The following is a 24,108-nucleotide window of genomic DNA, read 5'->3' on the forward strand; positions in this document are numbered from 1 at the left end:
GGGCCGTACGGCGCACTGGGACGATGCGCCGGACGGCCCTCCACCGCTTTCGGTACTACCTGTGAAACCGGTGATGCGATGAGGCCCGTGCTGCTCGGGTCAGAGCAGACCCAGATCCAGGTCGGCATCCAGGTCCAGCAGACCGTGGTGGTGGTGCCACGGCCCGTCGTCGCAGTACACGTGCCCGTGGTGGCGCCAGCAACGGTCGGCTGCCGCCGCCGGTGCTGCCGTCTGCTCGACCGTGCTCGCCGCGGCGGTGCCTGCGAGGGGTGCAATGGCGATGACAGCCAGGGCCGAAGCCGCCACCGCTCGTCCGACTATGGTGCGCATGTGATCTCCCGATGAGGAGGAAACAGGACGCACTTAGGCATACCGTGTGACATCCGCCCTATCGCAGGGCCGACCGGGTTACGTCCATTCGGATCCGCAGTGCGGCCGGTCGCAGCAGTTCGGCTCGCGCGGCCGGCAGAAGTGTGCAGGCGGCGCCGGCAGAGGTCTGTGGACGGTGCGTCAGGCGCGGGACCGGGCCTGGGCCACCGCGTCGGCGTGCTGTTCGGCCAGGTCGCGGTACATGAGGGCGTTGACCTTGATGCCCTCGCGCTCCTCCTCCGTCAGCTCGCGGCGCACCTTCGCCGGTACGCCGGCGACGAGCGAGCCCGGCGGCACCCGCATGCCCTGCGGGACCAGCGCCTGGGCTGCGACCAGGGAACCCGCGCCGATGACCGCGCCGTTGAGGACGGTGGCGCCCATGCCGACGAGGACGTCGTCCTCGACGGTGCAGCCGTGCAGTACGGCGTTGTGGCCGACCGAGACGCGCTCCCCGACGGTGACGGGGAATCCGGGGTCGACGTGGACGGTGCAGTTGTCCTGGATGTTGGAGTCGGCGCCCAGGACGATCGGGCCGCAGTCGGCGCGCAGCACCGCGTGGTACCAGACGCTCGCACCCGCGGCCATGGTGACCTCGCCGACGACGACGGAGGTCGGGGCGGCGAAGGCCTCCGGGGAGAGCTGCGGCTGCTTGCCGCCCACGCCCATCACCAGCGGTTGGCCAGGCCTGGCTGCTGCTTCTGTCATGGCGTACCCCTTCGTACGTACTCGTGCCGCGCGGCGCGCCGCTGTTCTGCCGGGCACCGTAGACGACCGGCCGGGGGCGGCGCGGAGCGGGGTGGTGCGCAGCCGGAGCGACGGCCCGACGGCGCTCCGGGCGGCGGATCGACGACGCCCCGGGCGGTGGATCGACGACGCCCCGGCACCGTCGTACGGCGCGGGGGCGAAGTCGTGAGTGAGTGTGGCGTGTGGCGTGTCCAAGCAGCGGGACGTCAGTCCGCGGCCACCCCGACGGGCTCCTTGGCGGTCGCCGGTTCGGTCTGCCCGGCCGCCTCCGCCTCCTTCTCCGCCTCCATCTTCGCCGTGGCCTTCTTCGCCCGGCTCTTCAGCACCAGCATCGACGCGAGACCGAAGAGCACCGCGGCCACCAGCCCCAGCCAGGAGAAGCGCTTCAGCCAGGCCTCGGCGACCACGCCCACCGAGTAGATGACGGCCGTCGTGCCGCCCGCCCAGAGGATGCCGCCCAGCACGTTGGCGATGAGGAACTTCCAGTACGGCATGCGCAGGACGCCCGCGAGCGGTCCGGCGAAGATCCGCAGCAGGGCGACGAAGCGGCCGAAGAAGACCGCCCACATGCCCCACTTCTGGAACGAGCGCTCCGCCATGGCGATCTGCGCCTCGCCGAAGTGCTTGGGGAACTTGGCCCCCATCCAGGCGAGCAGCGGCCGGCCCCCCTTGCGCCCGATCGCGTACCCGATCGAGTCTCCGATGATCGCGCCCGCGACGGCGCACGCGCCGAGGATGTACGGGTTGATCTCGCCGTGCTGGGAGGCGAGCAGGGCCGAGCTGACGAGGACGATCTCACCGGGCAGCGGGATGCCGAGGCTCTCCACCCCGATGACCACGCCTACCAGGATGTAGATGCTGACCGCCGGCACGGTCTCAAGCCACTGCTGGACGTCCAAAGCCGGTTCCTCCGTCGTACTGGGATCTCATGCGCACGGGCAAAGAAGCCGCCCGGCCCGCGCCCGAGCGGCGCACGCCGGGCAGCCTACCTCGCTGGTCACACCGTGGCGGCGGCGTCCCAGGGGTCGCACGGGTGGTCGGATCCGACCTTTCCGTCGGGGGTGTTGCCCCCCCCGGCGGACGCGGTCTTCAGCGAGAGCGCGGCGCCGGGAGAACGGTTCTCCGACGGCATGTCCGGCGAGCCCGGAGTCTTCGCGGCCATCCCCTCCTTGGGTGCCGCGCCCCGAGTGGAACAAGAAGCCCATGGCGCACACGAAAGGGCGGCGTTCCGCCTCCGCCGAGGTGGACACCGCCCTGCCGAGAGCCCTGGTGGGCCGTGGGGCTACTTGTTGTGGGGCCGCAGCGTCCAGACCACGGTCATCTCGCCGGTGACCGCACCGTCTTCACGGGTGATCGCGATCTCGACGGGGAACTCCGGGCGCCCACCGGCGTCGAGCTCCTCGACGACGTCGGCGATCGGGCGGCCGAGGGTCGCGGTCGCGGTGACCACGCCCATGGCGAGCTTCTTGTAGCCGATCTCGGCCTTGACGGCGAGCGGCACGGCCCGCGTCAGCTGGTCGCCGAAGGCGGCGATCACGATCGCGCCGCTCGCGGACTCCGCGAGGGTGAACATCGCTCCGGCGTGCGGGCCGCCGACGTGGTTGTGGTAGTCGCTCCGGTCCGGCAGGCGGACGACGGCCCGCTCCGGGGTGGTCTCCAGGAACTCCAGGCCCAGCGTGCGGGCCATGGGAACCGTGGCGGCGAGCATGTCGCCGACGGACATCTGATCTGCGCTCATGCTCAGTTATGTTACCCATGGGTAGGTAGGATTGGCCATCCCCCGCCGCGAACCCTTCACCGTCCCTCCAGGGGCGGCGGTGGCCCTGCCGTCGCCACCCCTCTATGGTTACGCGTCATGTGGCCAGGACAGCAGCCGCCCGGGGGCGAGCAAAATCCGCAGGACAAGAACCCGTACCAGCAGCCGGGGTACCCGACGACGCCGCCGCCCGGCCAGCCGCCGGCCGGCGGACCGCCCATGACCCCACCGCCGGGACAGCCGCCGGTGCCGCCGCCCGGCGGCTACCAGCAGCCCGCTCCCGCACCGGGTTACGGGTACCCGGCGCCCGGCTCCGTACCGCCGCCCGGCGTGAACCCGTACCAGAGCCAGTACGGCGCCCCCGTGCCACCCGGGCCGCCCGGACCCGGCGGCCCGAACGGGCCGCAGGAAAACCGCAAGAAGACGGTCATCACCGCGGTCGTCGCGGGCGTGGTGGTCGTCGCCGCCCTCGCGGTCACCGGCGTCTTCGTCCTCAAGGAGGACAAGGGCGGCGAGACCCCGCAGGCCGGCGCCGGGACCACCCAGCCGCCCGCCGCCACGAAGCAGCCGTCCGCGCCGCCCGCCTCCGATCCGGCGGCACCCGCGCCGGGCGGCAGCGCGAGCAACCCGCGGGCCGGCATCGACGCCAAGCCGACCGTCCCGGGCTGGAAGGTCGTCATCAACACCAAGCACGGCTCGATGTTCGACGTGCCTCCGGAGTGGGCGGTGTCGTCGTCCGGCACCCTCATCGGCTTCGAGAACGCCGGCAAGACGATCGCCATCATGTCCGCGCCCGCGACCCTCAAGGACAAGTGGTGCACGGAGCAGGTGGACGGGAAGACGGACAGCACGTCCCTCTCCCAGACGGGCACCACCGGCAGCATCACGGGCGCCAAGAGCACCGCCGAGGTGGCTGAGGGCCAGGTGGGCAACTGGGCGTACGGCGGCTACGGCCTGAAGGACAAGGACAAGGTCAAGGTGGAGAAGGCGAAGCCCTACACCACGACCTCCGGCCTCGCGGGCAGCCTCTCGACGGCGACCGTGGTCGGCGTGAAGAAGACCTCCCGCTGCGTGACCGACGGCAAGGCGTACGCCTTCAGCTTCAAGAACGGCACGGGCGACTTCAAGACCTGGATCCTGCACAGCGCCAAGGGCGTCAAGGAAGAGGTGCCCGAGGCGCTGGTCACCAAGATCCTCAACAGCGTCCGCCTGGCGGGCTGAGCAGCCCGCGAGCGGGTACACCCGTTCGACTTGGCAACACGGGGCGGCGGGGGCGATAGTCCCTCAGTGACTCCGCCCGCCGCCCCGCCGCCGTCCGCAGCCGCGCGCCGCCGCCCGTCCTGGGCCGGCCGCAACTACTCGCTGCTCACGGCCTCCGCCGTCGTCACCACGCTCGGCTCGAACGGCGCGCTCATCGCGGCGTCCTTCGCGGTCCTGGCGACGGGCGGCACCACGGGCGACGTGGGACTGGTCGCGGCGGCCAGGACCGTACCGCTGATCCTGTTCCTGCTCATCGGCGGCGCGGTGGCCGACCGGCTGCCGCGGCACCGGGTGATGGTCGCCGCCAACGCCCTCAACTGCGTCTCGCAGGGCCTCTTCGCGGTCCTCGTGCTCACCGGCTCCCCGCAGCTCTGGCAGATGATGCTGCTGGCCGGGTTCGGCGGCGCCGGGCAGGCGTTCTTCGGTCCGGCGGCCGAGGGCATGCTGCTGTCGACCGTCAGCGGGGAGCAGGCCGGACGGGCCTTCGCCGTGTTCCGGATGTCGATGAGCGGCGCCTCGATCGGCGGCGCGGCCCTCGGCGGCGCGATGATCGCCGCCGTCGGTCCTGGCTGGGTCCTCGCCGTCGACGCGGCGGCGTTCGCGGTGGCGGGCGCCATGCGGGCGTTCCTCGACGTGAGCCACGTCCCGGAGCGGGTCAGGAGCAGCGGCCTGCCGGCCGATCTGCGGGAGGGCTGGCAGGAGTTCTCCTCGCGGCCCTGGCTGTGGGGGATCGTGGTGCAGTTCTCGGTCATCAACGCGGTGATCGCCGCCGCCGAGGCGGTGTACGGGCCGCTGGTCGCCGAGGAACATCTGGGCGGCGCGGCCCCCTGGGGCCTGGCACTGGGCGGATTCGGCGCGGGCACGCTGTGCGGGGCCGTCCTGATGATGCGCTGGAAGCCGCAGCGGCTGCTCTTCTCCGGCATGCTCTGCGTCTTCCCGCTCGCACTGCCGTCGGTGGGGCTGGCGATTCCGCTGCCGGCCTGGGCGCTGATCGCGGTGATGTTCACGACCGGCGTCTTCATCGAGGTGTTCGGCGTCTCCTGGCTGACGGCGCTGCACCAGGAGATACCGGAGGACAAGTTCTCCCGGGTCTCGGCCTACGACTGGCTGGGCTCGCTCGCCATGGTCCCGATCGCCACGTCCCTGGCGGGCCCTGCCGAGGCCGCCTTCGGCCGCTCCCAGGCCCTGTGGGGCTCCGCCGCGCTGATCGTCCTGCTGACGGCCGCCGTACTGATGCTTCCCGACGTACGGAATCTTCGCCGCCGCACACCGGCCCCGGTGACGGCCACGGAACCGGCCGCGCCGGGCCCGGCTCCCGCTCCGGTCACCTCCCCTCCCCCTTCTCCTTCCTCTCCCTCAGCCGACGCTGAAGGCCCCGGCGGGCGGCTCGGGTGACGCGACCGCGTCCGCGTCGGGCACCGCTGCGGCGCCCCTGACGAACCGGACCAGCGCGGCCCCGTGCTCGACCCGCGCAGGGAAGGCGTCCGACGCCGTACGGCGCGCCAGCGCGGCGGTGTCGATCGGCTGCTGCGAGGCGACGAGCACCGCGTTCCCGAACCGCCGGCCGCGCAGCACCCCGGGCTCCGCGATCAGCGCCAGTTCCGCGAACTCCGCCCGGAACGTGGCGAGTTGGGACCGCAGGAAGTCGAAGGGCGATCCGTCGGCGAGATTGGCCGCGTAGATCCCCGCGCCGCGCAGCACACGGGCGGCCTCGCGCGCGTACCCGGCCGAGGTGAAGGCGGCCGGCACCCGGGATCCGCCGAAGACGTCCGCGATCAGCACGTCGGCGCTGTCGGCGGGCGCCGCCTCCAGCCAGGCCCGCCCGTCCTGCCCGTGCACCGCGATCCCCGCCCCGCCGTCCGGCAGCGGCAGGTGCTCGGCGACGAGGGAGAGGAGCCCCCGGTCGGCCTCGACGACGTCCTGCCGCGAGCCGGGCCGGGTGGCGGCGACGTACCGGGGCAGCGAGAGCCCGCCGCCGCCGAGGTGGACGACGTCGAGCGGCCGTCCGGGCTCCGCCGCGCCGTCGACGACGTGGGCGAGCCTGCGCGCGTACTCGAATTCGAGGTACGTGGGCTCGTCCAGGTCGACGTACGACTGCGGTGCACCGTCGACCGTGAGCAGCCAGGCGTGCGGCCGGTCGACGTCCGGCATCAGCTTGGCGGTGCCGCCGTCCACGTCGCGGACGACCGGTACGGATTCGTTCATCCGCTCATTGTGCCCCGGGCGGCGGAGCGGCTTCCCCGCGTGCCGGGGGTCGTTCCCCCACAGAGACTGCGGGGGAACGACCCGTACCGCTGCCGCTGTCCCTGCCGCTCCGGCAGACCGCTACAACAGCTCGGTCACGGTGCCCGCGCCGACCGTGCGCCCGCCCTCGCGGATCGCGAAGCCGAGGCCGGGCTCCAGCGGGGTGTCACGGCCGAGCTCGACGGTCATGGTGACCGTGTCGCCCGGCCGGGCCACGCCCGCCTCGCCGAGGTCGACGTCACCGACGACGTCGCCGGTCCGGATGTAGAACTGCGGCCGGTAGCCGGTGGCCACCGCCGTACTGCGCCCGCCCTCACGCGTGGACAGCACGTACACCTGCGCCCGGAAGCGGCGCCTCGGCGTCACGCTGCCCGGCGCAGCGACCACGTGCCCGCGGCGCACCGCGTCGCGCGGCAGCCCGCGCAGCAGCAGCGCGACGTTGTCCCCGGCCTCGGCGGACTCCATCGGCTTCCCGAAGGTCTCCAGACCGGTCACCACCGTCTCGGTGTCCGCGCCGAGCACCTCCACCCGGTCGCCGACCCGGACGGTGCCGCGCTCGACTGCCCCGGTGACGACGGTGCCGCGCCCGGTGATGGTGAGGACGTTCTCCACGGGGAGGAGGAACGGCGCGTCGACGTACCGCTCGGGCATCGGCACGTACGTGTCGACGGCGTCGAGCAGCGCCTCGATGGCCGCGACCCAACGCGGCTCGCCCGCGAGGGCCTTGAGGCCGGAGACGCGGACCACCGGGGCCGCGTCGCCGCCGTAGCCGTGTGCGGAGAGCAGCTCGCGGACCTCCAGCTCGACCAGGTCGGTGAGCTCGTCGTCGCCCGCGTCGGCCTTGTTGAGGGCGACGACGATGTGGTCGACGCCGACCTGGCGGGCCAGCAGGACGTGCTCTGCGGTCTGCGGCATGATGCCGTCGAGCGCGGAGACGACGAGGATCGCGCCGTCCAGCTGGGCGGCTCCGGTGACCATGTTCTTGACGTAGTCGGCGTGTCCTGGCATGTCGACGTGGGCGTAGTGGCGGGTGTCGGTCTCGTACTCGACGTGGCTGATGTTGATGGTGATGCCGCGCTCGGCCTCCTCCGGGGCACGGTCGATCCGGTCGAAGGGCACGAAGGTGCCGGTGCCGCGGTCGGCGAGGACCTTGGTGATGGCGGCGGTCAGGGTGGTCTTGCCGTGGTCGACGTGGCCCATGGTGCCGATGTTGAGGTGCGGCTTGGTGCGGACGTATGCCGTCTTGGGCATGGCTGAATCTTTCCTCTGCGGAGTGCTGCGAAGCGTGTGGAGACCCCCTTGGTCCGGCCGACCCTCCCCCTGTGGGGTCCGCCGGACGATCCGGGAAGGGTCAGCTTCGGGCGCCGTCGAAGGGCGCTGCGGCAGCTGCTGCTGCGGGGAAGAACAGTGCGAGGTGTTCGGTGGCGGGCTCGGTGAGGAGTCCCGTGGCGGCAGCCTTCGGCGCGGCCGCGACTGCGGGCCGTGCTGCGAGGAAGGCATACCGGAACATGCGCTTGATCCTGCCCTGCGCACCCGTCACGGTCGAATCATTTTCCGCCGCGCCCGTCCTCCGCCGTGCGCAGCGGAGTTGTCCGGCTCAGAGGTTCTTGAGTGCCTCGCGCGCGGACAGCGGGGACAGTACGTCCCGGTGCGCGGCGACGAAGTCCCGTACGGCCGCCGGGTCCGTCTTCGCGTACTCGCGCAGGCACCAGCCGATGGCCTTGCGGATGAAGAAGTCGGGGTGACCGGCCCGGCGCAGGCAGTACGCGAAGAGCCGGGCGGAGTCGGTGGCGTCCTTGTGGCGGAGCTGGTGGAGGAGCGCGGTGCGCACGACCCACAGGTCGTCGTCGCCGATCCACTCGTCCATGACGGACCTCAGCTCCGGGTCGGCGGTGACCAGCGGCCCGACGACGTGTGCGGCGAGCAGGTCGACGGTGTCCCACCAGGGGACGGTGGTGATCAGCTGCCGGGCCACGGGCAGGAAGCCCGAGGACAGACGTCCGGCGTACCGGCGCAGGTGGTCGACGGCGAAGTAGTGGTACTCGCGCTCCTCCAGCGCCCAGCAGCGCAGCGCGATCGCCGAGCAGTCCGCCTCGTCGGGGCGCGGTGTGCCGTCGAGCACAGTGCGGGAGAGCGCGCGGCGCTCCGGGGAGCGGATGCCGAGGAAGGGGGCGACGTGCTTCATGTACGCGGCGGCCTGTTCGGCCCGTACGGGGTCCGCCGCCTTGGGGTACACGGTGGTGAGCCGCGCCAGGACAGTGTCGGCGAGGGCGCTGGAAGGGCCGGCGGCAAGGGCGCCGGGAGGGCCGGCGGGTGTCCCGGAGGGGCCGGGTCCGCCGCTGTCAGCCGTCCGGGTCAATCGGGTCATGCGGTGCACATTACGGCGATCACACACGGATGTCGGTTAGTCTCCCCGGATGTTCGACCAAGCCACCCGGGCCACGGCCGCCCGCACGGAAACACCGCGTACGGTGCGCTGCGCCAGGGCACTCATGTCGCCCTGGTCACGGCTCGCCCTGCTCGCTGTCGTGCTGGCGTCGGCGGCCACGGCGGTCCTGCTGTACGAACCGCAGAAGATGCTGGCCGACGGCTGGCCACCCCAGCTGGGCGGGTTCACGGCGGCGGTGCTGTTCGGGGTGGCGTACGGGCTGTGCACGGTGGCTTTCGTACCGCGGCCGATCCTCAACCTGGCGGCGGGCGCGCTGTTCGGCACCGCCCTCGGCCTCACCACGTCGATCGGCGGCACGGTGCTGGGCGCCGGCATCTCCTTCGCGCTGGGCAGGCTGCTCGGCCAGGACGCGCTGCGTCCGATGCTGCGGGGGCGGGTGCTGCTGGCGGCCGACGGGGTGCTGAGCAGGCACGGCTTCCGGTCGATGCTGGCGATCCGGCTGTTCCCCGGGGTGCCTTTCGCCGCCGCGAACTACTGCGCGGCGGTGTCGCGGATGCGGTACTTCTCGTTCCTGACGGCGACCGGGCTCGGCTCCGTCCCCAACACCCTGGCGTACGTCATAGCGGGCAGCGAGGCGAAGTCGCCGACGTCCCCGGCGTTCATGATCTCGACGGGTTTCATCGTGGTGACGAGCATCGCCGGCGTGGTGGTGGCGTGGTGCAAGCGCCACTCGATCGGCCGCTCGGCGGGGCAGGAGTCCGGTGCCGCGACGGCGGAGGAGGCGTGCTCGCCGGTGCGGGCGCACTCGTTGGTGAAGGTCACTTCCCCGGCGAAGGCCCCTTCCCTGCTGAAGGCGCCCTCTCTGGTCAAGGCGCCCTCCCTGGTGAAGACGCCTTCCCTGGTGAAGGCCGCCGCGCTCCCCCTCTCGAACAAGTGAACTTCTGGTCGGGGCAGCGAGCCACGCCCGTCGCTCGCTGAACACCTTCCGGCCATCTCCCGCGGGTACGCTGCGCACCACTCACCCCACCCTCCGCGCGGCGCAGCGCTGCGCGCACACCCTGGACGGCGCCGCCCCCTATGAGCTGGTTCGAATCGTTCGTCCTCGGTCTGGTCCAGGGCCTGACCGAGTTCCTGCCCGTCTCGTCGAGCGCCCATCTGCGCCTGACGGCCGCCTTCGCGGGGTGGCACGACCCGGGGGCCGCCTTCACCGCGATCACCCAGATCGGCACGGAGACCGCGGTCCTGATCTACTTCCGCAAGGACATCGCGACGATCCTCTCCGCGTGGTTCCGCTCGCTGCGCGACAAGTCGATGCGCGGTGACCACGACGCGCAGATGGGCTGGCTGGTGATCGTCGGCTCGATCCCGATCGGCGTTCTCGGGGTGACGCTCAAGGACCAGATCGAGGGTCCTTTCCGGGATCTGCGGCTGATCGCCACCACGCTGATCGTGATGGGTGTCGTACTCGGCATCGCGGACCGGCTGGCGGCGCGCGCGGAGGCGAACACGGGCGCGGGGCGCCACCAGGCGGGCAACCACCGCAAGACCCTCAAGGACCTGGGGATCAAGGACGGTCTGATCTACGGCTGCTGCCAGGCGCTGGCCCTGATCCCGGGCGTCTCCCGCTCCGGCGCGACCATCAGCGGCGGCCTGCTGATGGGCTACACGCGCGAGTCGGCGGCCCGGTACTCGTTCCTGCTGGCGATTCCGGCGGTACTGGCCTCGGGTGCGTACGAGCTGAAGGACGTGGGTGAGGGGCATGTGTCGTGGGGGCCGACGGTCTTCGCCACGGTGATCGCCTTCGGGGTGGGGTACGCGGTCATCGCGTGGTTCATGCGGTTCATCTCGTCGCGGAGCTTCATGCCGTTCGTGTACTACCGGATCGCGCTCGGCGTCCTGCTGTTCGTCCTGGTCGGCACCGATGTGCTGAGCCCGCACGCGGGGGAGTCGGCGGGGGACTGAGGCCTCCGGCGGGGGCGGGTGGGTCGTACGTGCGGGTGCGTCGCGGAGTGGTCGTCGTGCGGATGCGTCGAGGGGTGGTCGTCGTGCGGGTGCGTCGGGGGGTGGTCGTCGTGCGGATGCGTCGAGGGGTGGTCGTCGTGCGGGTGCGTCGTGGCTGGTCGCGCAGTTCCCCGCGCACCTGACTGCCCGGCCCCTGGGCGGAGCCCCGCCCGCGCGACCGACCCACCTACTTCTTCGTCGCCACCGCCGCACCCGCGTCCACGATCCCCAGCCCCAGCTTCGGCAGCTTGTCCGGGTTCCGGGCCGTGGTCCGGATCGCCGCCATCACCTGGTCCGGCGTCCGTCCCTGCGAGTGCAGGAGTGCCGCCACCGCCGACACGTACGGCGCCGCCATCGACGTCCCGTCCAGCGTCCCGTACCCCGACCTGTTCTTCTCGGTCTCCTTCGTCGCGTACGTCGGCAGCGTCGAGAGGATCTTCACGCCCGGCGCGCTCACCGCCTGCTGCGCACCGAAGTTGGAGAAGTCCGCCGGCTTGTCCGCCGGACCGCTGGCGCCGACCACCAGGACCGGGGTCTTCGGCTTGTACGGCTGGAGGGCCGTGCCGTCGTTCCCGGCCGCCGCGACGACGACCGCGCCCTTCGCGTGGGCCGCCGCGATCGCCGGGTTGAGGACGCCGCCCTTGAGCAGCCGGGCCATCAGGCCGGACTCGCCGAGCGAGAGGTTGATGACGTCGGCGCCGTGCTGGGCGGCCCAGACGATGCCCTTGGTGATGTTGGCGTCGCTGCCGCTGCCGTCCGCGCCCAGCACCCGTACCGGCATGATCTTCGCGCCGGGGGCGCCGCCCGCGATGCCGATGCCGTTGTCGGTCGCCGCGGCGGCGATGCCGGAGACATGGGTGCCGTGGCCGTTCTGGTCGGTGGGGTCGTCGTCGTTGTCGACGAAGTCGTGGCCGTCGACGAGCCGGTCCTTGAGGTCGGGGTGCTGACGGTCCACCCCGGTGTCGACGACGGCGATGACCGTCTTGTCGCCGTTCGACGTCCCCCACGCGTCCGGCAGCTCGATCGCGTCCAGCGCCCACTGCTGGCCGCGCATCGGGTCGGTCTTCTCCTCTTCGCCGCATCCGGTGACCAGGGCGGTCGAAGCGACGGCGGTCGCCAGCAGGACGGAAGTCGTACGACGCATACCCATGTGAGCACCTCACGAGTGACCGACAAAAGATGAATGAGGACGTTTTGGCCGATCGTAGGAGTGCCGGAGTCCGGTCGCACGGCGAACACTCGTGACCCACGGGCCCTTGGCGGCGCGCCCCCGCTGCCCGAGACTGAGCCGATGACCCAGCGTGTGGAGCTCGCGACCGTAATGGACCGGCTGGCCATCGATGCGGTGATCACCGGGTACGCCGTGGCCGTCGACGACGCCGACTGGACGGCGTACCAGGCCCTGTTCACCCCGGACGGCCGCGCCGACTACCGCTCGGCGGGCGGCATCGAGGGCCCCGCGCACGAGGTCGCCGGGTGGCTCGCCGAGATGCTGCTGCTGTTCCCCGTACGCCAGCACCTGATCGTCAACCGGCGTCTGGAGCTCGAAGACCTCAACGGGTACACGGGTGACAGCGCCGAGCTCCGGGCGGACTATCTCAATCCGATGCGGCTGGAGCGCGCGGGTGAGGCCAACGGCGTCGCCGGCCCCCCGAACTTCGTCACCGGCGGCCGTTACACCTTCAGCCTGCTGCGCTCCGACGACGGGTCCTGGCGGGTGCGCCGGGTGACCGTGCACGAGAAGTGGCGGCACACCGGCCAGGAGTAGGGCGGGCCCGGGCCCGACGCCCACTGTCCCCCGTCCTTCCCCTCCCCCACACTGGGAGCATCACTTCGGTGGTGAGGAGGCGCGGGATGCCGAGGCACTGGGTGCTGTCCGGTGGGCCGGGGCGCCTGCTCGACTCTGCGTGGTGGCGCGGCACGGCCGCGGTCCTGGCCGGGGCGCTGCCCGTGTTCGTCTTTCCCGCGCCCGGCCTGTGGTGGTTCGCGTACGTCGCCCTGGTGCCGTGGATGCTGCTGATCCGCTCGGCGCCGACCGGACGGCGGGCCGCGCTGGACGGGTGGCTCGGCGGGCTCGGGTTCGTCCTGGCGGTGCACCACTGGCTGATGCCGAGCCTGCATGTGTTCATCTTCGTGCTGGCGGCGCTGCTGGGTCTGCTGTGGCTGCCGTGGGGGTGGCTGGTGCGGGCCCTGCTCGGGGGCCGTCCGACCGCGCCCCGTGCGCTCGCCGCCGTGGCCGTGCTGCCTTCCGGCTGGCTGATGGTCGAACTCGCCCGCTCCTGGGAGGGGTTGGGCGGCCCCTGGGGTCTGCTCGGTTCCTCGCAGTGGGACGTCACCGCCGCGCTGCGGCTGGCCTCGCTGGGCGGGGTGTGGCTGGTGAGTCTGCTGGTCGTCGCGGTGAACACCGCCGTCGTGGTGCTTTTGACGCTGCCGTACGCACGTGTCGCGGCCGTGTCGGCCGTTCTCGCCGTCGCGCTGGCTGCCGGGGCGGCGTGGCTGTGGGCGCCGCGCCCCGAGCGCGCGCACACCGCGCGCGTCGCCGTCGTACAGCCCGGTGTCTTCGACGGCATCGGCTCCACCGAGCAGCGGCTCGCGCGCGGCGAGGAGCTGACGCGGACGCTGGCCGGGCAGCGCGTGGACCTGGTGGTGTGGGGCGAGAGCAGCGTCGGCGAGGACCTGCCGGCCCGCCCGGACGTGGCCGCTCGGATCGCCGCGCTGTCCCGTCTCGTCGGCGCGGACGTTCTCGTGAATGTGGATGCCAGACGCTCCGACCGGGCCGGCATCTTCAAGTCGTCCGTGCTGGTGGGGCCGCAGGGGCCGACGGGGGCGCGCTACGACAAGATGCGGCTGGTGCCGTTCGGCGAGTACGTTCCGGCGCGCGCCCTGCTCGGCTGGGCGACCTCGGTGGGCAAGGCGGCGGGCGAGGACCGGATACGCGGCAGCGGCCCGGTGGTGATGCCGCTGCCGAACGGACTGCGGCTCGGACCGCTGGTGTGCTTCGAGTCCGCTTTCCCCGACATGAGCCGCCACCTGGCGAGGGAGGGGGCGCAGTTGCTGATCGCGCAGTCCGCGACCTCGACGTTCCAGGAGAGCTGGGCGCCCGCGCAGCACGCCTCACTGGCCGCACTGCGGGCCGCCGAGACCGGGCGGCCCGTGGTGCACGCCACCCTCACCGGGGTGAGCAGCGTGTACGGGCCCGACGGCGCCCGGCTCGGCGCCCCGCTGGGGACCGGGCTGAGCACCGCCGCCGTGTACGACGTACCGCTGGCGGCCGGCCTCACTCCGTACGCGAAGTACGGCGACTGGGCCGTCCACCTGGCACTGGCCGTACTGGCCCTGCTGCTCGCGGCGGAGGGGGTGCGCAGCCTCAGGAAGCCTGCTCCAGAGCCGTCCGTACCACCCGCTCGCACAGCTCGTGGGTGGCCAGTGCGTCCCGCGCGTCGAGCACCTTCCCCGCTCGTACGGCGTCGAGGAAGCCGGTGACGACCTGCTCGATGCCGCGCTGGCGGGCGACGGGCACCCAGTCGCCGCGGCGGCGGACGCTCGGCTGGCCCTTGTGGTCGATGACCTCGGCGAGGTTGACGACCTGCCGCTTGGTGTCCTGGCCCGACACTTCGAGGATCTCCTCCGTGGAGCCCGAGAGCCGGTTCATGGTGCCGATCGCGGTGAAGCCGTCGCCGGAGAGCTGGAGTACGACGTGGTGCATCAGTCCGTCGACGATCCGGGCGCGGACGTCGACGTGGTCGATCTCGCCGGGGGCGAGGAAGCGCAGCGTGTCGACGACGTGGATGAAGTCGTCGAGGACGAGGGTGCGCGGGTCCTCGGGCAGGCCGACCCGGTTCTTCTGCATCAGGATCAGCTCGCGCGGGTGCTCGACGCACTGCGCGTAGCCGGGCGCCAGGCGCCGGTTGAAGCCGACGGCGAGGGAGACGCCGCGCTGCTCGGCGAGCTCCACCAGCCGTACGGAGTCGGCCAGTTCGTAGGCGAGGGGCTTGTCGACGTACGTGGGGACGCCCGCCTCGATCAGCCGGGTGACGATCTCGGGGTGGGCGACCGTCGACGCGTGCACGAATGCCGCGTCCAGCCCCTGGGCGAGGAGCCCGTCGAGCGTGGTGTGGGTCCGTCCGGCCGGGATCCGGTGGGCCGCCGCGACCCGCGCCAGGTTGGCGGGGGTGCGGGTCTGGAGGTGCAGTTCGGTCTCCGGCAGGGTGGCGAAGACCGGCAGGTACGCCTTCTGCGCGATGTCTCCGAGCCCGATGACGCCGACCTTCACGGGGGTCTCCCTCTGTAGCGCTATGCCTGTTGTGCCTGGTGAACCGGTGTCCGGGCAGCATACGTGCGCTGCGGTGGGCGCCAGTCGGCGATCCCGTCGAAGGTGCGCAGGGCGAGGCCGGGGCCGAAGCGGGCCAGCGTCATCAGACCGTCCCGCAGCGCCACCGCGGGGGTGCTGCTCAGCATCATCAGCTTCGCCACCTTCGCGGACCTGTTGACGATGCCCATGGTCCGGGGCAGCCGGTCGGCGCTGTAGGCGGCGAGGGCGGGGCCGAGTCCGGTGCCGGGTGCGGCGTGGTGGGCGAGGACGATGCCGTCCTCGATGGCCTGGTTGCCGCCCTGGCCCATGGTGGGGCACATGGCGTGGGCGGCGTCACCGATGAGGACGGTGCGGCCCCGGTGGTAGGCGGGGAGGGGGGTGGTCATGTGGTGCACGTCGTGGCGCAGGACCTGGTCCTCGGTGGCTGCGGCGACGATCTCCGGGACGGGGTGGTGCCAGTCGCCGTACCTGCGCAGGAGTTCCGCCTTCTCGCCGTCGGCGCTGTGCCCTCCGGCGGGGGCGGCGGCTGCCGCGTACGCGTAGACCCGGCCGTCCTTGAGCGGCTGGGTGCCCCACAGCCGGCCGCGGCCCCAGGTCTCGTGCGGCGCGAAGGGCTCGGCGGGGGCGGGCACGACGACGCGCCAGGTGGTGAATCCGGCATAGGCGGCGCCGGGGTGCTCGGGATACAGGGCGCCCCGCACCCCGGACCTGATGCCGTCCGCACCGACGACGAGTTCGGCCTCGATGTCGCCGTCGGGCGTACGGACGACGGCGGGCCGGCCGTCCACGACGCCCGGGTCGACCAGCTCGGCGGCCGTGCCGGTACGGATCGTGCCCTCGGGCAGCGGGGCGGAGAGGACGTCGACCAGGGTGGCGCGGTGGACCAGCACCAGGGGATCGCCGAACCGCTCGACGGCCGCCGAGCTGTCCGTACGGGACAGCCAGCGGCCACCGGGTGCGCGCATGCCGCCCTCGCCCTGCCAGGCGGCGAGGTCGCGGATCGATGCGCCGAGGCCGACGACGTCCAGAGCGCGCAGCGCGTTGGGGGCGAGGCCGATGCCGGCGCCGACCGGCTCAAGGGCGGCGGCCCGCTCCAGGACGGTGACCTGCCAGCCGCGCCGGTGCAGGGCGAGGGCGGCGGTGAGGCCTCCGATTCCGCTTCCGACGACGACCGCGCGGTGCTGAGCCTGCTGGGACATGAGAACCCCTCCTCGGAAACTACACCCGTAGTGACATCGCCAGGCTACTACAGATGTAGTCCGGGCGGTAGATTGACCCTATGACCGCACCCACTCCCTCCTCCGCAGCCTCTGCCCCGGCCGCTCCCGCCCCCGCTGCCCCCCGCTCGGAACTGATCGCCGACGCCGCCCTGAAGCTCCTGGTCGAGCGGGGCATGCGCGGGCTCACCCACCGGGCCGTGGACGAGACGGCCGGGCTGCCGCAGGGCTCGACCTCCAACTACGCGCGCACCCGCCAGGCACTCCTGGAGGCGGCGGTGCAGCGCCTCGCCGTACTGGAGGCGCGTGCGCTCGGGCTCGGCGCGCTGCCAGGCCCCGGCGCGAGCCTCGAAGACCTGCTCGACGTGCTCGCGGGGGTGCTGCACCGGCATCTGACCGAGCACCGCGACATGCTCGTGGCCCGTTACGAGCTGGGGCTCGAAGCGACCCGGCGGCCGGAGCTGCGGGAGTTCTACGACGCGGCGGGACGGGCCCGGTTCCGGGAGCCGCTGGTGGCGATGATGACGGCGGCCGGGTCGAAGGCGCCGCAGCGGCACGCGCTGTCGCTGATCGCGTGGGTGGAGGGGCTGATGTACTCGTGCGCGGCGGGCTCCTACCACTCGGCGGTGCCCAGCGAGGAGGAGCTGCGGACGGGATTCGGCGAGTTGCTGCGGGGGATGCTCGGGCCGGAGGCCTAGTCGCGGCGGAGGTGGACCGGGAGGCCGCGTAAGCAGCGAACCGGCGCTTCACTCGTGCGGGGCAATATCGGCCTCCCGGCTTCCCCCGGAGGGTTCCCGATCAGCAGAGTTGCGCGGGTGCACCGAACAAGAACCGTGACGAGAACCGCCGCGACGCTCCTGGTGGGGGTGGCCGTGACGGCCGTCTCCGGCTGCGTGTCCACCCCCTCGGGACCGGCGGGGAAGCCCGCGGCCCACCAGCAGTCCCCCGCCCCGCAGCACCCCCCGCTGCCCCACCTGGTCGGGGACGGCGGGCAGCCGGAACAGCTCATCGAGGCCCCCGTGCACGAGGTGCTGGAAGCGGCCATGCCGCCTTCCGCGCGGGCGCCGGCGCCCAAGGCCGAGCCCGCCGGGGAGCAGGGCGCCACCCGGGCCCCGCAGCCTCAGCCGCCCCGGGCCGAGCGGCCCGACCGCCGGGCCGCCGTACCGGAACCGGAACCGCCGCACCGCCACCGGGCACCGCACCGGAAGAAGGACCCGCTGCCCGCACTGCCCAAGGTCCCGACCTCGGCCGCCGACGTCTGCGCGCTCGGCAAGGGCTACGGCGGCTGGCGCCCGAACAGCCCCGAGGCCCGCATCTGCCGGGAAACGTACGGAGGTTGACGCGGGAGGGCCGCACCCGGAGCGGCGCTCACTCCCCCGCGAGCCGCGTCTCCAGTCGGCCGACCGCCGCCCGGACCCCTGCCCCGTACCCGTCGTCGGCGAGTGCGTCGCAGAGGGCCTTCGCCCGGCGCAGGTGGATGCGGGCCGCTTCCGGGCGCCCGAGCTTCACGTAGTCGGCGGCGAGGTTGAGGTGGAGCGTGGGGTGGAAGCCGAGCAGTTCCCCCGGCACCCCCACGCCCCGCCCGGCCCCGCCGTCCCGGCCGTCGGCGGCGGCCAACGCCCGCAGGTCCCAGAGCAGTTCGTCGCGGGGGTCGTCCTGCGCGTCCGCCATGTAGTGCGCCAGCAGGCACCGGTGCCTGGCGTCGCCGGACAGTCCGAGCTCCTCCCAGAGCACGCCGAACCGGCTGCGCGCCTCCTGCCGGTCACCGGCGTGGAGCAGCATCGCCGTCTGCCCGATCCGGGTCGTCACGGCATCCCCCGGCACTTCCGCGCCCGCCGAAGCTCCCGCGCCCACCCCCGCCGGCGCTCCCCCCGGCACACCAGCGTCACCTGGCCCACCCGGCCCACCCGCATCCGCGTCCCCCGACGCACCCTGCTGCTCCACCACTGCGGCCTCCGCTGAACCCCGTACTCGCGTACGCGCGCACTCGCGTGCGTACTCACTGGTCCCAGTGACGCTAGCCGCAGGCAGCCGCGATCGCGCTCAGGCTCAGCCCAGGTTCGGCACGGTCCAGTCGATCGCCTCGTGGCCCTGCTCCGCGACCGCCGCGTTGATCTGGGTGAAGGGCTGCGAGCCGAACCACTTCTTCGCGGACAGCGGCGAGGGGTGCGCGCCCTTGACCACGGCGTGCCGCTCGGTGTCGATCAGCGGGAGCTTCTTCTGGGCGTAGTTCCCCCAGAGGACGAAGACCGCCGGGTCGGGGCGTGCGGCGACCGCGCGGATCACCGCGTCGGTGAACTTCTCCCAGCCCTTGCCCTTGTGCGAGTTGGCCTCGCCCTTGCGGACGGTCAGCACCGCGTTGAGCAGCAGCACGCCCTGCTCGGCCCACGGCATCAGATAGCCGTTGTCCGGGACCGGGGTGCCCAGTTCGGCGTTCATCTCCTTGTAGATGTTGCGCAGGGAGGGAGGCGTCTTCACGCCGGGCCGCACCGAGAAGCACAGGCCGTGCCCCTGGCCCTCGCCGTGGTAGGGGTCCTGGCCGAGGACCAGGACCTTCACCTTGTCGTACGGGGTGGCGGCGAGGGCGGCGAAGACCTCGTCGCGCGGCGGGTAGACCGGCCCCTTCGCCCGCTCGTCCTCGACGAACTCCACGAGCTCCTTGAAGTAGGGCTTCTCCAATTCCTCGCCGAGGACCCCGCGCCAGGACTCGGGCAGCATCTGGGTGTCGGTCACGTCAACAACCTCCGGTGAAAGATCCGTTCTCTGCAAATGAACCTACCGGCCGCCACTGACAACGCCGCTACCAGCTGGTCTTGCGGAACAGCTCCCACACCTGCATCACGGTCTGCGGGTCCAGCGCCCGCTCGGTGCCGCCGATGTCCTCGGACGCGGCGACGTACATCTTTCCCTGCCACAGCGGCAGCAGCCGTACGTCGCGCATCAGGACCTCCTGGGCCTTCACGAAGTGGTCGGCCGCCCGGGCCCGGTCGTTCTCGCGGCGGGACTTCGGCAGCAGGTCCCCGGTGATCTCGGGTACGACGTAGGGCGTGGAGATCGCGTTCCGCTCGCCGACGAAGGGCGAGACGAAGCTGTCGGGGTCCGGGTAGTCCGGCGCCCAGCCGCGGCCGAAGACCGGGTAGTCGCCCTTCTGCACGCCCTTCTGGAATTCGCCCCAGGGGACGCCTTTGAGGGTGATCCGGAACAGCCCGGAAGCCTCCAGCTGCCGCTTGAGCTCCGCGAACTCCAGCGCGGTCGCCGAGCCGTACCGGTCGGTGGGGTACCAGAAGGCCAGCGACACCGGACGGGTGATGCCCGCCCTGCGCAGGATCTGCTTCGCCGCAGCCGCGTCGGGCTCGCCGTACGTGTCGAAGAAGTCGGTGGTGTGTCCTGCGATGCCGCTCGGCACCATCGAATAGAGGGGCTCCGACGTGCCCTTGAAGACCTTGTCGACGAGGGCCGCCCGGTCCACGAGCTGGGCGACGGCCTTCCGGACGGCCGGATTGGCCGCGTTCCGGTCCTTCGGGTTGAAGACCAGGTAGTGGATCTCCGAGCCGGGCGACTCGGTCACCTTGACGGGTCCGCGGCCCTGCTGTCCCTGGAGGCCGACGATCTGTTCCGCGGTCAGGCCGCGGAAGGTCGCGTCGATCTGCTTCTCCTTGAGCTCCTTGACCATCTTCGCGGAGTCGTCGAAGTAGCGGATGGTGACGGCGTCGTTCTTCCGGTCGGCGAAGCCCTTGTACGACGGGTTGCGCACCAGGTCCGCCCCCGAGTCCGCTCCCTCGGGGCGGTACGCCTGGAGGTGGTAGGGGCCGGAGCCGGTGAGGGAGTTGCCGCTGCGCAGCCGGTCCGCCGGGTACGCGGCCGGACTCACCAGCGACATGCCGGGGGTGGCGAGGACGAACGGGAAGGTCGCGTCGGGCTTGTTGAGGCGGAAGACGACCTTGCCCGGCCCCTGGGCCTCGACCTTCTGGAGGCTGCTGAGCAGTCCGTCGGGCCCGCCGTCCGCCTTGATCCTGAGGATGCGCTCGATCGAGTGCCGGACCGCGGCGGCGTCGAGCTTCGTGCCGTCGGAGAAGGTCAGCCCCGGTTTGAGGGTGCAGGTGTAGACGCGGTGGGCGCTGTCGTCGAAGCCGCATTCCTGCGCCGCGTCCTCGGTGGGCACGGTGCTGCCCGTCGGGTAGCTCAGCAGCGTCTGGAAGACGTTGCGGTACAGCTCCCAGGAGCCGTCCCAGGCGCCCGCCGGGTCGAGCGTGCTCGGCTTGCTGGTCGTTCCGACGGTCAGCTTGTTCTCCGCATCGGAACTGTCCTCGGACAACACCCCGCAACCAGCCAGCAGGGATATGGACGTGAGGGCTGCGGCAGCCCGCAGACTCCTGGTCCGGTCAAACACGTGCACGCTCCTCGATCAGCCGTGGGTCGGCAGACCATACCGCAACGGCCCGCCGGATCAAGGGAGTTGACCGACGGGCCGGTCACCGTTTCGGAACGATTGATTCCGTCGGCCGGTGATCTCAGGCCTGCGGCGTCACTGCACCCCTGCGTTGAGGAAGATGCCGCCGTCCACGACGAGGGTCTGCCCGGTGATCCAGTCCGACTGTTCCGAGGTGAGGAACGCGGCGGCGCCGCCGATGTCCGCCGGTACGCCGAGCCGCCCCATCGGGTACGCCGCTGCCGCCTCCGCCTCCCGGCCCTCGTACAGCGCCTGGGCGAACTTGGTCTTCACCACCGCGGGCGCGATCGCGTTGACCCGCACCAGCGGGGCGAACTCGTGCGCCAGTTGGAGCGTGAGGTTGATCATGGCCGCCTTGCTCATGCCGTACGCCCCGATGAAGGGCGAGGCCGAAACCCCGGCCACCGAAGCGATGTTGACGATCGCGCCGCCGTTGCCGCTCTGCCAGGCCTTCCAGGTCTGCTGGGCGAAGCCGAGCGCCGAGATGACGTTGGTCTCGAAGACCTTGCGGGCGACGTTCAGGTCCATCTCGGCCATCGGGCCGAACACCGGGTTCGTACCGGCGTTGTTGACCAGGAAGTCGACCCGGCCGAAGGCCTCCATCGTCCGCTCGACGGCGACGGCCTGGTGGGCCTCGTCGTGCGCCTTGCCCGCGACGCCGATCACCCGGTCGGCGCCGAGCCTCTCGACCGCTTCCTTGAGGGCGTCCTCGTTCCGGCCCGTGATGCACACCCGGTCGCCGCGGGCGACGAGCGCCTCCGCGATGCCGTAGCCGATGCCCCGGCTGGCGCCGGTGATCAGCGCGACCTTGCCGCTGTCCCGCACTCCGCCGTCCTGCACGCCACTGTCCTGCACTGCTTCAGTCATGAGCTCAGTCCCTTGGTGCGGCAGGTCAGTTGAGGGGTCCACCGGCGACGTACATGACCTGCCCGGAGACGAAGCCCGCGTCGTCGCCGGTGAAGAAGGCGATGGCGTGGGCGATGTCCTCGGGCCTGCCGACGCGCTGCACGGGGATCTGGGTGGCGGCTGCGGCCTGGAAGTCCTCGAAGCCCATGCCGACGCGCGCGGCGGTCTGCGCGGTCATCTCGGTGACGATGAAGCCGGGGGCGACGGCGTTGGCGGTGACGCCGAACTTGCCGAGCTCCTTGGCGAGGGTCTTGGTGAAGCCCTGGAGGCCGGCCTTGGCGGTGGCGTAGTTGGCCTGGCCGCGGTTGCCGAGCGCCGAGCTGGACGACAGGTTGACGATGCGGCCGAACTTCGCGTCCACCATGTGCTTCTGGCAGGCGCGCGACATCAGGAAGGCGCCCTTGAGGTGGACGCCCATGACGGTGTCCCAGTCCAGTTCGCTCATCTTGAACAGCAGGTTGTCGCGCAGTACGCCCGCGTTGTTGACGAGGATCGTGGGCGCGCCCAGCTCGGTGGCGACGCGGTCGACGGCGGCAGCCACCTGGGCCTCGTCGGAGACGTCGCAGCCGACGGCGAGTGCCCGGCCGCCGGCCGCGGTGATCTTCTCGACGGTGTCCTTGCAGGCCGCCTCGTCGAGGTCGAGTACGGCGACGGCGCGGCCCTCGGCCGCGAGCCGCAGTGCGGTGGCGGCGCCAATGCCGCGCGCCGCCCCGGTCACGATCGCCACGCGCTGCTCGGTGGTGGACATGCTGGTTCTCCTCGCCCTTGGGAACCGGCCCCGGGGGGCCGCTCGTCGCTGAGCAACCGCTTAGTAGGACTCAGCAGACGTGACGCTAGAAGCCATGGCACCCGGTGTCAACGGCCGCCCGGATCCCCGACGAAGGTCACACGGCTTCCCCCGCGCCTCAGCGCACCAGTACATCGAGCAGCCGCGCCAGTTCCGCCTGCGGATCGGCCGTCAGTCCGGTGTGCACAGGACCCGGTTGCACGACGGCGGACCGCGGCGCGCTCAGCCACCGGAACCGCCGCCCGGGGTCGTCGCCCGCCGCCTGGCCCGCCGCTTCGCCGCCCCCGCAGAGGCCCTCGACGGCCCGCAGCGCGGCCCGTACGCCGACCACGTCGGCCTGCGGGTCCAGCGCCAGGAGCTTGGCCTCGTCGAGGTGCGTGAGCGCAGCCGCGTACGACTTGGCCCGGCAGTAGACCATCACCCCGGCGTTGAACATCTCGCCGCGCTCGACCCGGGGCACGACGCGCACCAGGGCGTACTCGAAGACGTGGCGCTGGACGGCGCCGCCGGACCCGCTCACCGCGCCGGCACCGGCGGACTGCTGCTGCTCGCTCACTTGCCGCCACCGTCCTGCTGCGCCTGCGCCTGCGCCTGCTGCGTCTGTGCCTTCGTCGGGTGCGGCCACGGCTTGACGTGCTCGGTCAGCCAGCCGGGCGCCTGCGAGGGCCGGTCCCCGGTCGGCGCTTCGAGGGTGATCCGCTCGTGGATGGTCGCGGCGCGCGGCAGCAGTGCGTCCACGTAGGCGCGGCGCAGCGCGTCCGGGTCGTCGAAGCCGGGCTCGCCGGCCAGCCACACGTCGGGCACCTGGGCGACGACCTCGGTGAGCAGTTCCTGGGTGACCAGCGGGGCCAGCTCGCGCGCGGCGGCCTGCACGTCCGGCTCGAAGCGGGCCAGCGCGTGGTCGGAGGCGTTGTAAGGCTTGGCCGCAGCGGTCTGCGCGGTGGGCCAGTTATGCTGCCAGATCATGGTGGCGCCGTGGTCGATGAGCCACAGGTCGCCGTGCCAGACCATCATGTTGGGGTTGCGCCAGGACCGGTCGACGTTGTTGATCAGTGCGTCGAACCAGACCACCCGCCCCGCCTCAGCCGGACCCACCTCGTAGGCGAGCGGGTCGAAGCCGAGGGAGCCCGGCAGGAAGTCCATCCCGAGGTTCAGTCCCCCGCTCGCCTTGAGCAGCTCCTGCACCTCCTGGTCCGGCTCGCCGAGTCCGATGACCGGGTCGAGCTCCATGGCGACCAGGCGCGGCACCCGCAGCCCGAGCCGGCGGCCGAGCTCGCCGCAGACGACCTCGGCCACCAGGGTCTTGCGGCCCTGTCCGGCCCCGGTGAATTTCATGACGTACGTACCGAGATCGTCGGCCTCGACGATTCCGGGGAGCGAGCCGCCCTCACGCAGGGGCGTGACGTAGCGGGTCGCGATGACTTCGGTCAGCATTTTCCCAGGCTATACGGCACCTCATCCTGCACATCCACAGAGCAGTGCCGAGCATCGGCGCTCCGCCCCGTCCACCCGGAGGGCCCCTCGCGCGCCGGGGCAGGGGCGGGCTCAGACTTCCGCCGGTTCCCCGGAGCTGACCGGCGGTCCGACGGCGGCCACCGGAGCAGGCAGGAGCACGAGACTGCATGCTCTGATCAGCAGGCCTGCGCCGGACCCCTGGAGGGCCTGCGCAGGCC

The 24,108-nt window shown here is 72.2% G+C and carries 26 protein-coding genes and 1 pseudogene; 8 read left to right on the top strand and 19 right to left on the bottom strand.

Features of this window, described 5'->3' with window-relative positions:
• Positions 1-99: 99 nt before the first annotated feature.
• The 5 genes from ACWGIG_RS19850 to ACWGIG_RS19870 form a co-directional block, all read right to left on the bottom strand.
• Positions 100-330, bottom strand: coding sequence for a hypothetical protein (locus ACWGIG_RS19850; RefSeq protein WP_453322932.1), 231 nt, complete (start codon positions 328-330; stop codon positions 100-102).
• A 180-nt stretch (positions 331-510) separates the two neighbouring features.
• Entirely contained in the window at positions 511-1,074 is a 564-nt protein-coding gene (locus ACWGIG_RS19855) for a gamma carbonic anhydrase family protein (protein ID WP_453322933.1), read from the bottom strand.
• Positions 1,075-1,319: 245 nt separating this feature from the next.
• The gene (locus ACWGIG_RS19860) at positions 1,320-2,012 is read right to left on the bottom strand and encodes a DedA family protein (RefSeq protein WP_453322934.1); all 693 of its coding nucleotides are present in this window, start codon (positions 2,010-2,012) and stop codon (positions 1,320-1,322) included.
• Positions 2,013-2,110: 98 nt separating this feature from the next.
• Positions 2,111-2,275, bottom strand: coding sequence for a hypothetical protein (locus tag ACWGIG_RS19865; RefSeq protein WP_453322935.1), 165 nt, complete (start codon positions 2,273-2,275; stop codon positions 2,111-2,113).
• A 120-nt stretch (positions 2,276-2,395) separates the two neighbouring features.
• Positions 2,396-2,836 carry a DUF4442 domain-containing protein gene (locus tag ACWGIG_RS19870; protein WP_453322954.1) on the bottom strand — a complete coding sequence of 147 codons (441 nt, stop codon included), beginning with the start codon at positions 2,834-2,836 and terminating at the stop codon, positions 2,396-2,398.
• Positions 2,837-2,968: 132 nt separating this feature from the next.
• On the opposite strand from ACWGIG_RS19870, the gene ACWGIG_RS19875 reads away from it, so the two are divergent.
• Complete coding sequence (locus tag ACWGIG_RS19875) at positions 2,969-4,090, top strand: hypothetical protein (RefSeq protein WP_453322936.1); 1,122 nt, start codon at positions 2,969-2,971, stop codon at positions 4,088-4,090.
• Positions 4,091-4,156: 66 nt separating this feature from the next.
• Entirely contained in the window at positions 4,157-5,524 is a 1,368-nt protein-coding gene (locus ACWGIG_RS19880) for an MFS transporter (protein WP_453322937.1), read from the top strand.
• Here the strand turns inward: ACWGIG_RS19880 and ACWGIG_RS19885 are convergent.
• From ACWGIG_RS19885 to ACWGIG_RS19900, 4 genes are all read right to left on the bottom strand, one after another.
• Positions 5,486-6,334, bottom strand: a complete 849-nt coding sequence (locus ACWGIG_RS19885) for a spermidine synthase (protein WP_453322938.1) — start codon at positions 6,332-6,334, stop codon at positions 5,486-5,488. The genes ACWGIG_RS19880 and ACWGIG_RS19885 overlap by 39 nt on opposite strands.
• A gap of 120 nt (positions 6,335-6,454) precedes the next feature.
• Positions 6,455-7,624, bottom strand: coding sequence for an elongation factor Tu (gene tuf / locus ACWGIG_RS19890; RefSeq protein ID WP_453322939.1), 1,170 nt, complete (start codon positions 7,622-7,624; stop codon positions 6,455-6,457).
• Positions 7,625-7,724: 100 nt separating this feature from the next.
• The gene (locus tag ACWGIG_RS19895) at positions 7,725-7,883 is read right to left on the bottom strand and encodes a hypothetical protein (RefSeq protein ID WP_453322940.1); all 159 of its coding nucleotides are present in this window, start codon (positions 7,881-7,883) and stop codon (positions 7,725-7,727) included.
• Between the two features lie 87 nt (positions 7,884-7,970).
• Positions 7,971-8,741 (bottom strand): DNA alkylation repair protein, encoded by a 771-nt coding sequence (locus ACWGIG_RS19900; protein ID WP_453322941.1) that lies wholly within the window; start codon positions 8,739-8,741, stop codon positions 7,971-7,973.
• Positions 8,742-8,790: 49 nt separating this feature from the next.
• On the opposite strand from ACWGIG_RS19900, the pseudogene ACWGIG_RS19905 reads away from it, so the two are divergent.
• Together ACWGIG_RS19905 and ACWGIG_RS19910 are read left to right on the top strand one after the other, a co-directional pair.
• Positions 8,791-9,510 (top strand): annotated as a pseudogene (locus tag ACWGIG_RS19905) (TVP38/TMEM64 family protein); the annotation flags it as partial.
• Between the two features lie 329 nt (positions 9,511-9,839).
• Entirely contained in the window at positions 9,840-10,724 is an 885-nt protein-coding gene (locus ACWGIG_RS19910) for an undecaprenyl-diphosphate phosphatase (RefSeq protein ID WP_453322942.1), read from the top strand.
• A gap of 226 nt (positions 10,725-10,950) precedes the next feature.
• Here ACWGIG_RS19910 and ACWGIG_RS19915 read toward each other — a convergent pair whose 3' ends face one another.
• Positions 10,951-11,907 carry a S8 family serine peptidase gene (locus ACWGIG_RS19915; protein ID WP_453322943.1) on the bottom strand — a complete coding sequence of 319 codons (957 nt, stop codon included), beginning with the start codon at positions 11,905-11,907 and terminating at the stop codon, positions 10,951-10,953.
• A 147-nt stretch (positions 11,908-12,054) separates the two neighbouring features.
• On the opposite strand from ACWGIG_RS19915, the gene ACWGIG_RS19920 reads away from it, so the two are divergent.
• Positions 12,055-12,531: a nuclear transport factor 2 family protein gene (locus tag ACWGIG_RS19920; RefSeq protein WP_453322944.1), complete on the top strand. Its 477-nt coding sequence runs from the start codon at positions 12,055-12,057 to the stop codon at positions 12,529-12,531.
• Between the two features lie 86 nt (positions 12,532-12,617).
• Positions 12,618-14,246, top strand: coding sequence for an apolipoprotein N-acyltransferase (lnt, locus tag ACWGIG_RS19925; RefSeq protein ID WP_453322945.1), 1,629 nt, complete (start codon positions 12,618-12,620; stop codon positions 14,244-14,246).
• Here lnt and ACWGIG_RS19930 read toward each other — a convergent pair.
• Together ACWGIG_RS19930 and ACWGIG_RS19935 are read right to left on the bottom strand one after the other, a co-directional pair.
• Positions 14,131-15,036 (bottom strand): Gfo/Idh/MocA family protein, encoded by a 906-nt coding sequence (locus ACWGIG_RS19930; protein ID WP_453322946.1) that lies wholly within the window; start codon positions 15,034-15,036, stop codon positions 14,131-14,133. The two genes, lnt and ACWGIG_RS19930, sit on opposite strands and share 116 nt — an antisense overlap.
• Positions 15,037-15,056: 20 nt before the next feature.
• On the bottom strand, positions 15,057-16,274 hold the full coding sequence (locus ACWGIG_RS19935; RefSeq protein WP_453322947.1) for an FAD-dependent monooxygenase: 1,218 nt from the start codon (positions 16,272-16,274) through the stop codon (positions 15,057-15,059).
• 80 nt (positions 16,275-16,354) lie between these two features.
• Here ACWGIG_RS19935 and ACWGIG_RS19940 point away from each other — a divergent pair, with 80 nt between their 5' ends.
• On the top strand, positions 16,355-16,990 hold the full coding sequence (locus ACWGIG_RS19940; RefSeq protein ID WP_453322948.1) for a TetR/AcrR family transcriptional regulator: 636 nt from the start codon (positions 16,355-16,357) through the stop codon (positions 16,988-16,990).
• A gap of 135 nt (positions 16,991-17,125) precedes the next feature.
• Complete coding sequence (locus ACWGIG_RS19945; RefSeq protein ID WP_453322949.1) at positions 17,126-17,632, top strand: hypothetical protein; 507 nt, start codon at positions 17,126-17,128, stop codon at positions 17,630-17,632.
• Positions 17,633-17,660: 28 nt separating this feature from the next.
• Here ACWGIG_RS19945 and ACWGIG_RS19950 read toward each other — a convergent pair whose 3' ends face one another.
• The 7 genes from ACWGIG_RS19950 to ACWGIG_RS19980 form a co-directional block, all read right to left on the bottom strand.
• Positions 17,661-18,074, bottom strand: coding sequence for a hypothetical protein (locus ACWGIG_RS19950; RefSeq protein ID WP_453322955.1), 414 nt, complete (start codon positions 18,072-18,074; stop codon positions 17,661-17,663).
• A 267-nt stretch (positions 18,075-18,341) separates the two neighbouring features.
• A complete protein-coding gene (gene ung / locus ACWGIG_RS19955; RefSeq protein ID WP_398417821.1) occupies positions 18,342-19,025 on the bottom strand; it encodes a uracil-DNA glycosylase in 684 nt (227 codons plus the stop codon).
• Positions 19,026-19,092: 67 nt separating this feature from the next.
• Positions 19,093-20,682, bottom strand: a complete 1,590-nt coding sequence (locus ACWGIG_RS19960; protein WP_453322950.1) for an ABC transporter substrate-binding protein — start codon at positions 20,680-20,682, stop codon at positions 19,093-19,095.
• 135 nt (positions 20,683-20,817) lie between these two features.
• On the bottom strand, positions 20,818-21,609 hold the full coding sequence (locus ACWGIG_RS19965) for an SDR family oxidoreductase (protein ID WP_453322951.1): 792 nt from the start codon (positions 21,607-21,609) through the stop codon (positions 20,818-20,820).
• Between the two features lie 25 nt (positions 21,610-21,634).
• Positions 21,635-22,396: a 3-oxoacyl-ACP reductase FabG gene (gene fabG / locus ACWGIG_RS19970; protein ID WP_453322952.1), complete on the bottom strand. Its 762-nt coding sequence runs from the start codon at positions 22,394-22,396 to the stop codon at positions 21,635-21,637.
• A gap of 157 nt (positions 22,397-22,553) precedes the next feature.
• Positions 22,554-22,955 carry a DUF3037 domain-containing protein gene (locus ACWGIG_RS19975; protein WP_453322956.1) on the bottom strand — a complete coding sequence of 134 codons (402 nt, stop codon included), beginning with the start codon at positions 22,953-22,955 and terminating at the stop codon, positions 22,554-22,556.
• A gap of 32 nt (positions 22,956-22,987) precedes the next feature.
• On the bottom strand, positions 22,988-23,869 hold the full coding sequence (locus ACWGIG_RS19980; RefSeq protein WP_453322953.1) for a HipA family kinase: 882 nt from the start codon (positions 23,867-23,869) through the stop codon (positions 22,988-22,990).
• Positions 23,870-24,108: the final 239 nt, after the last annotated feature.

It is taken from the genome of Streptomyces sp. NPDC054863, from assembly GCF_053610825.1.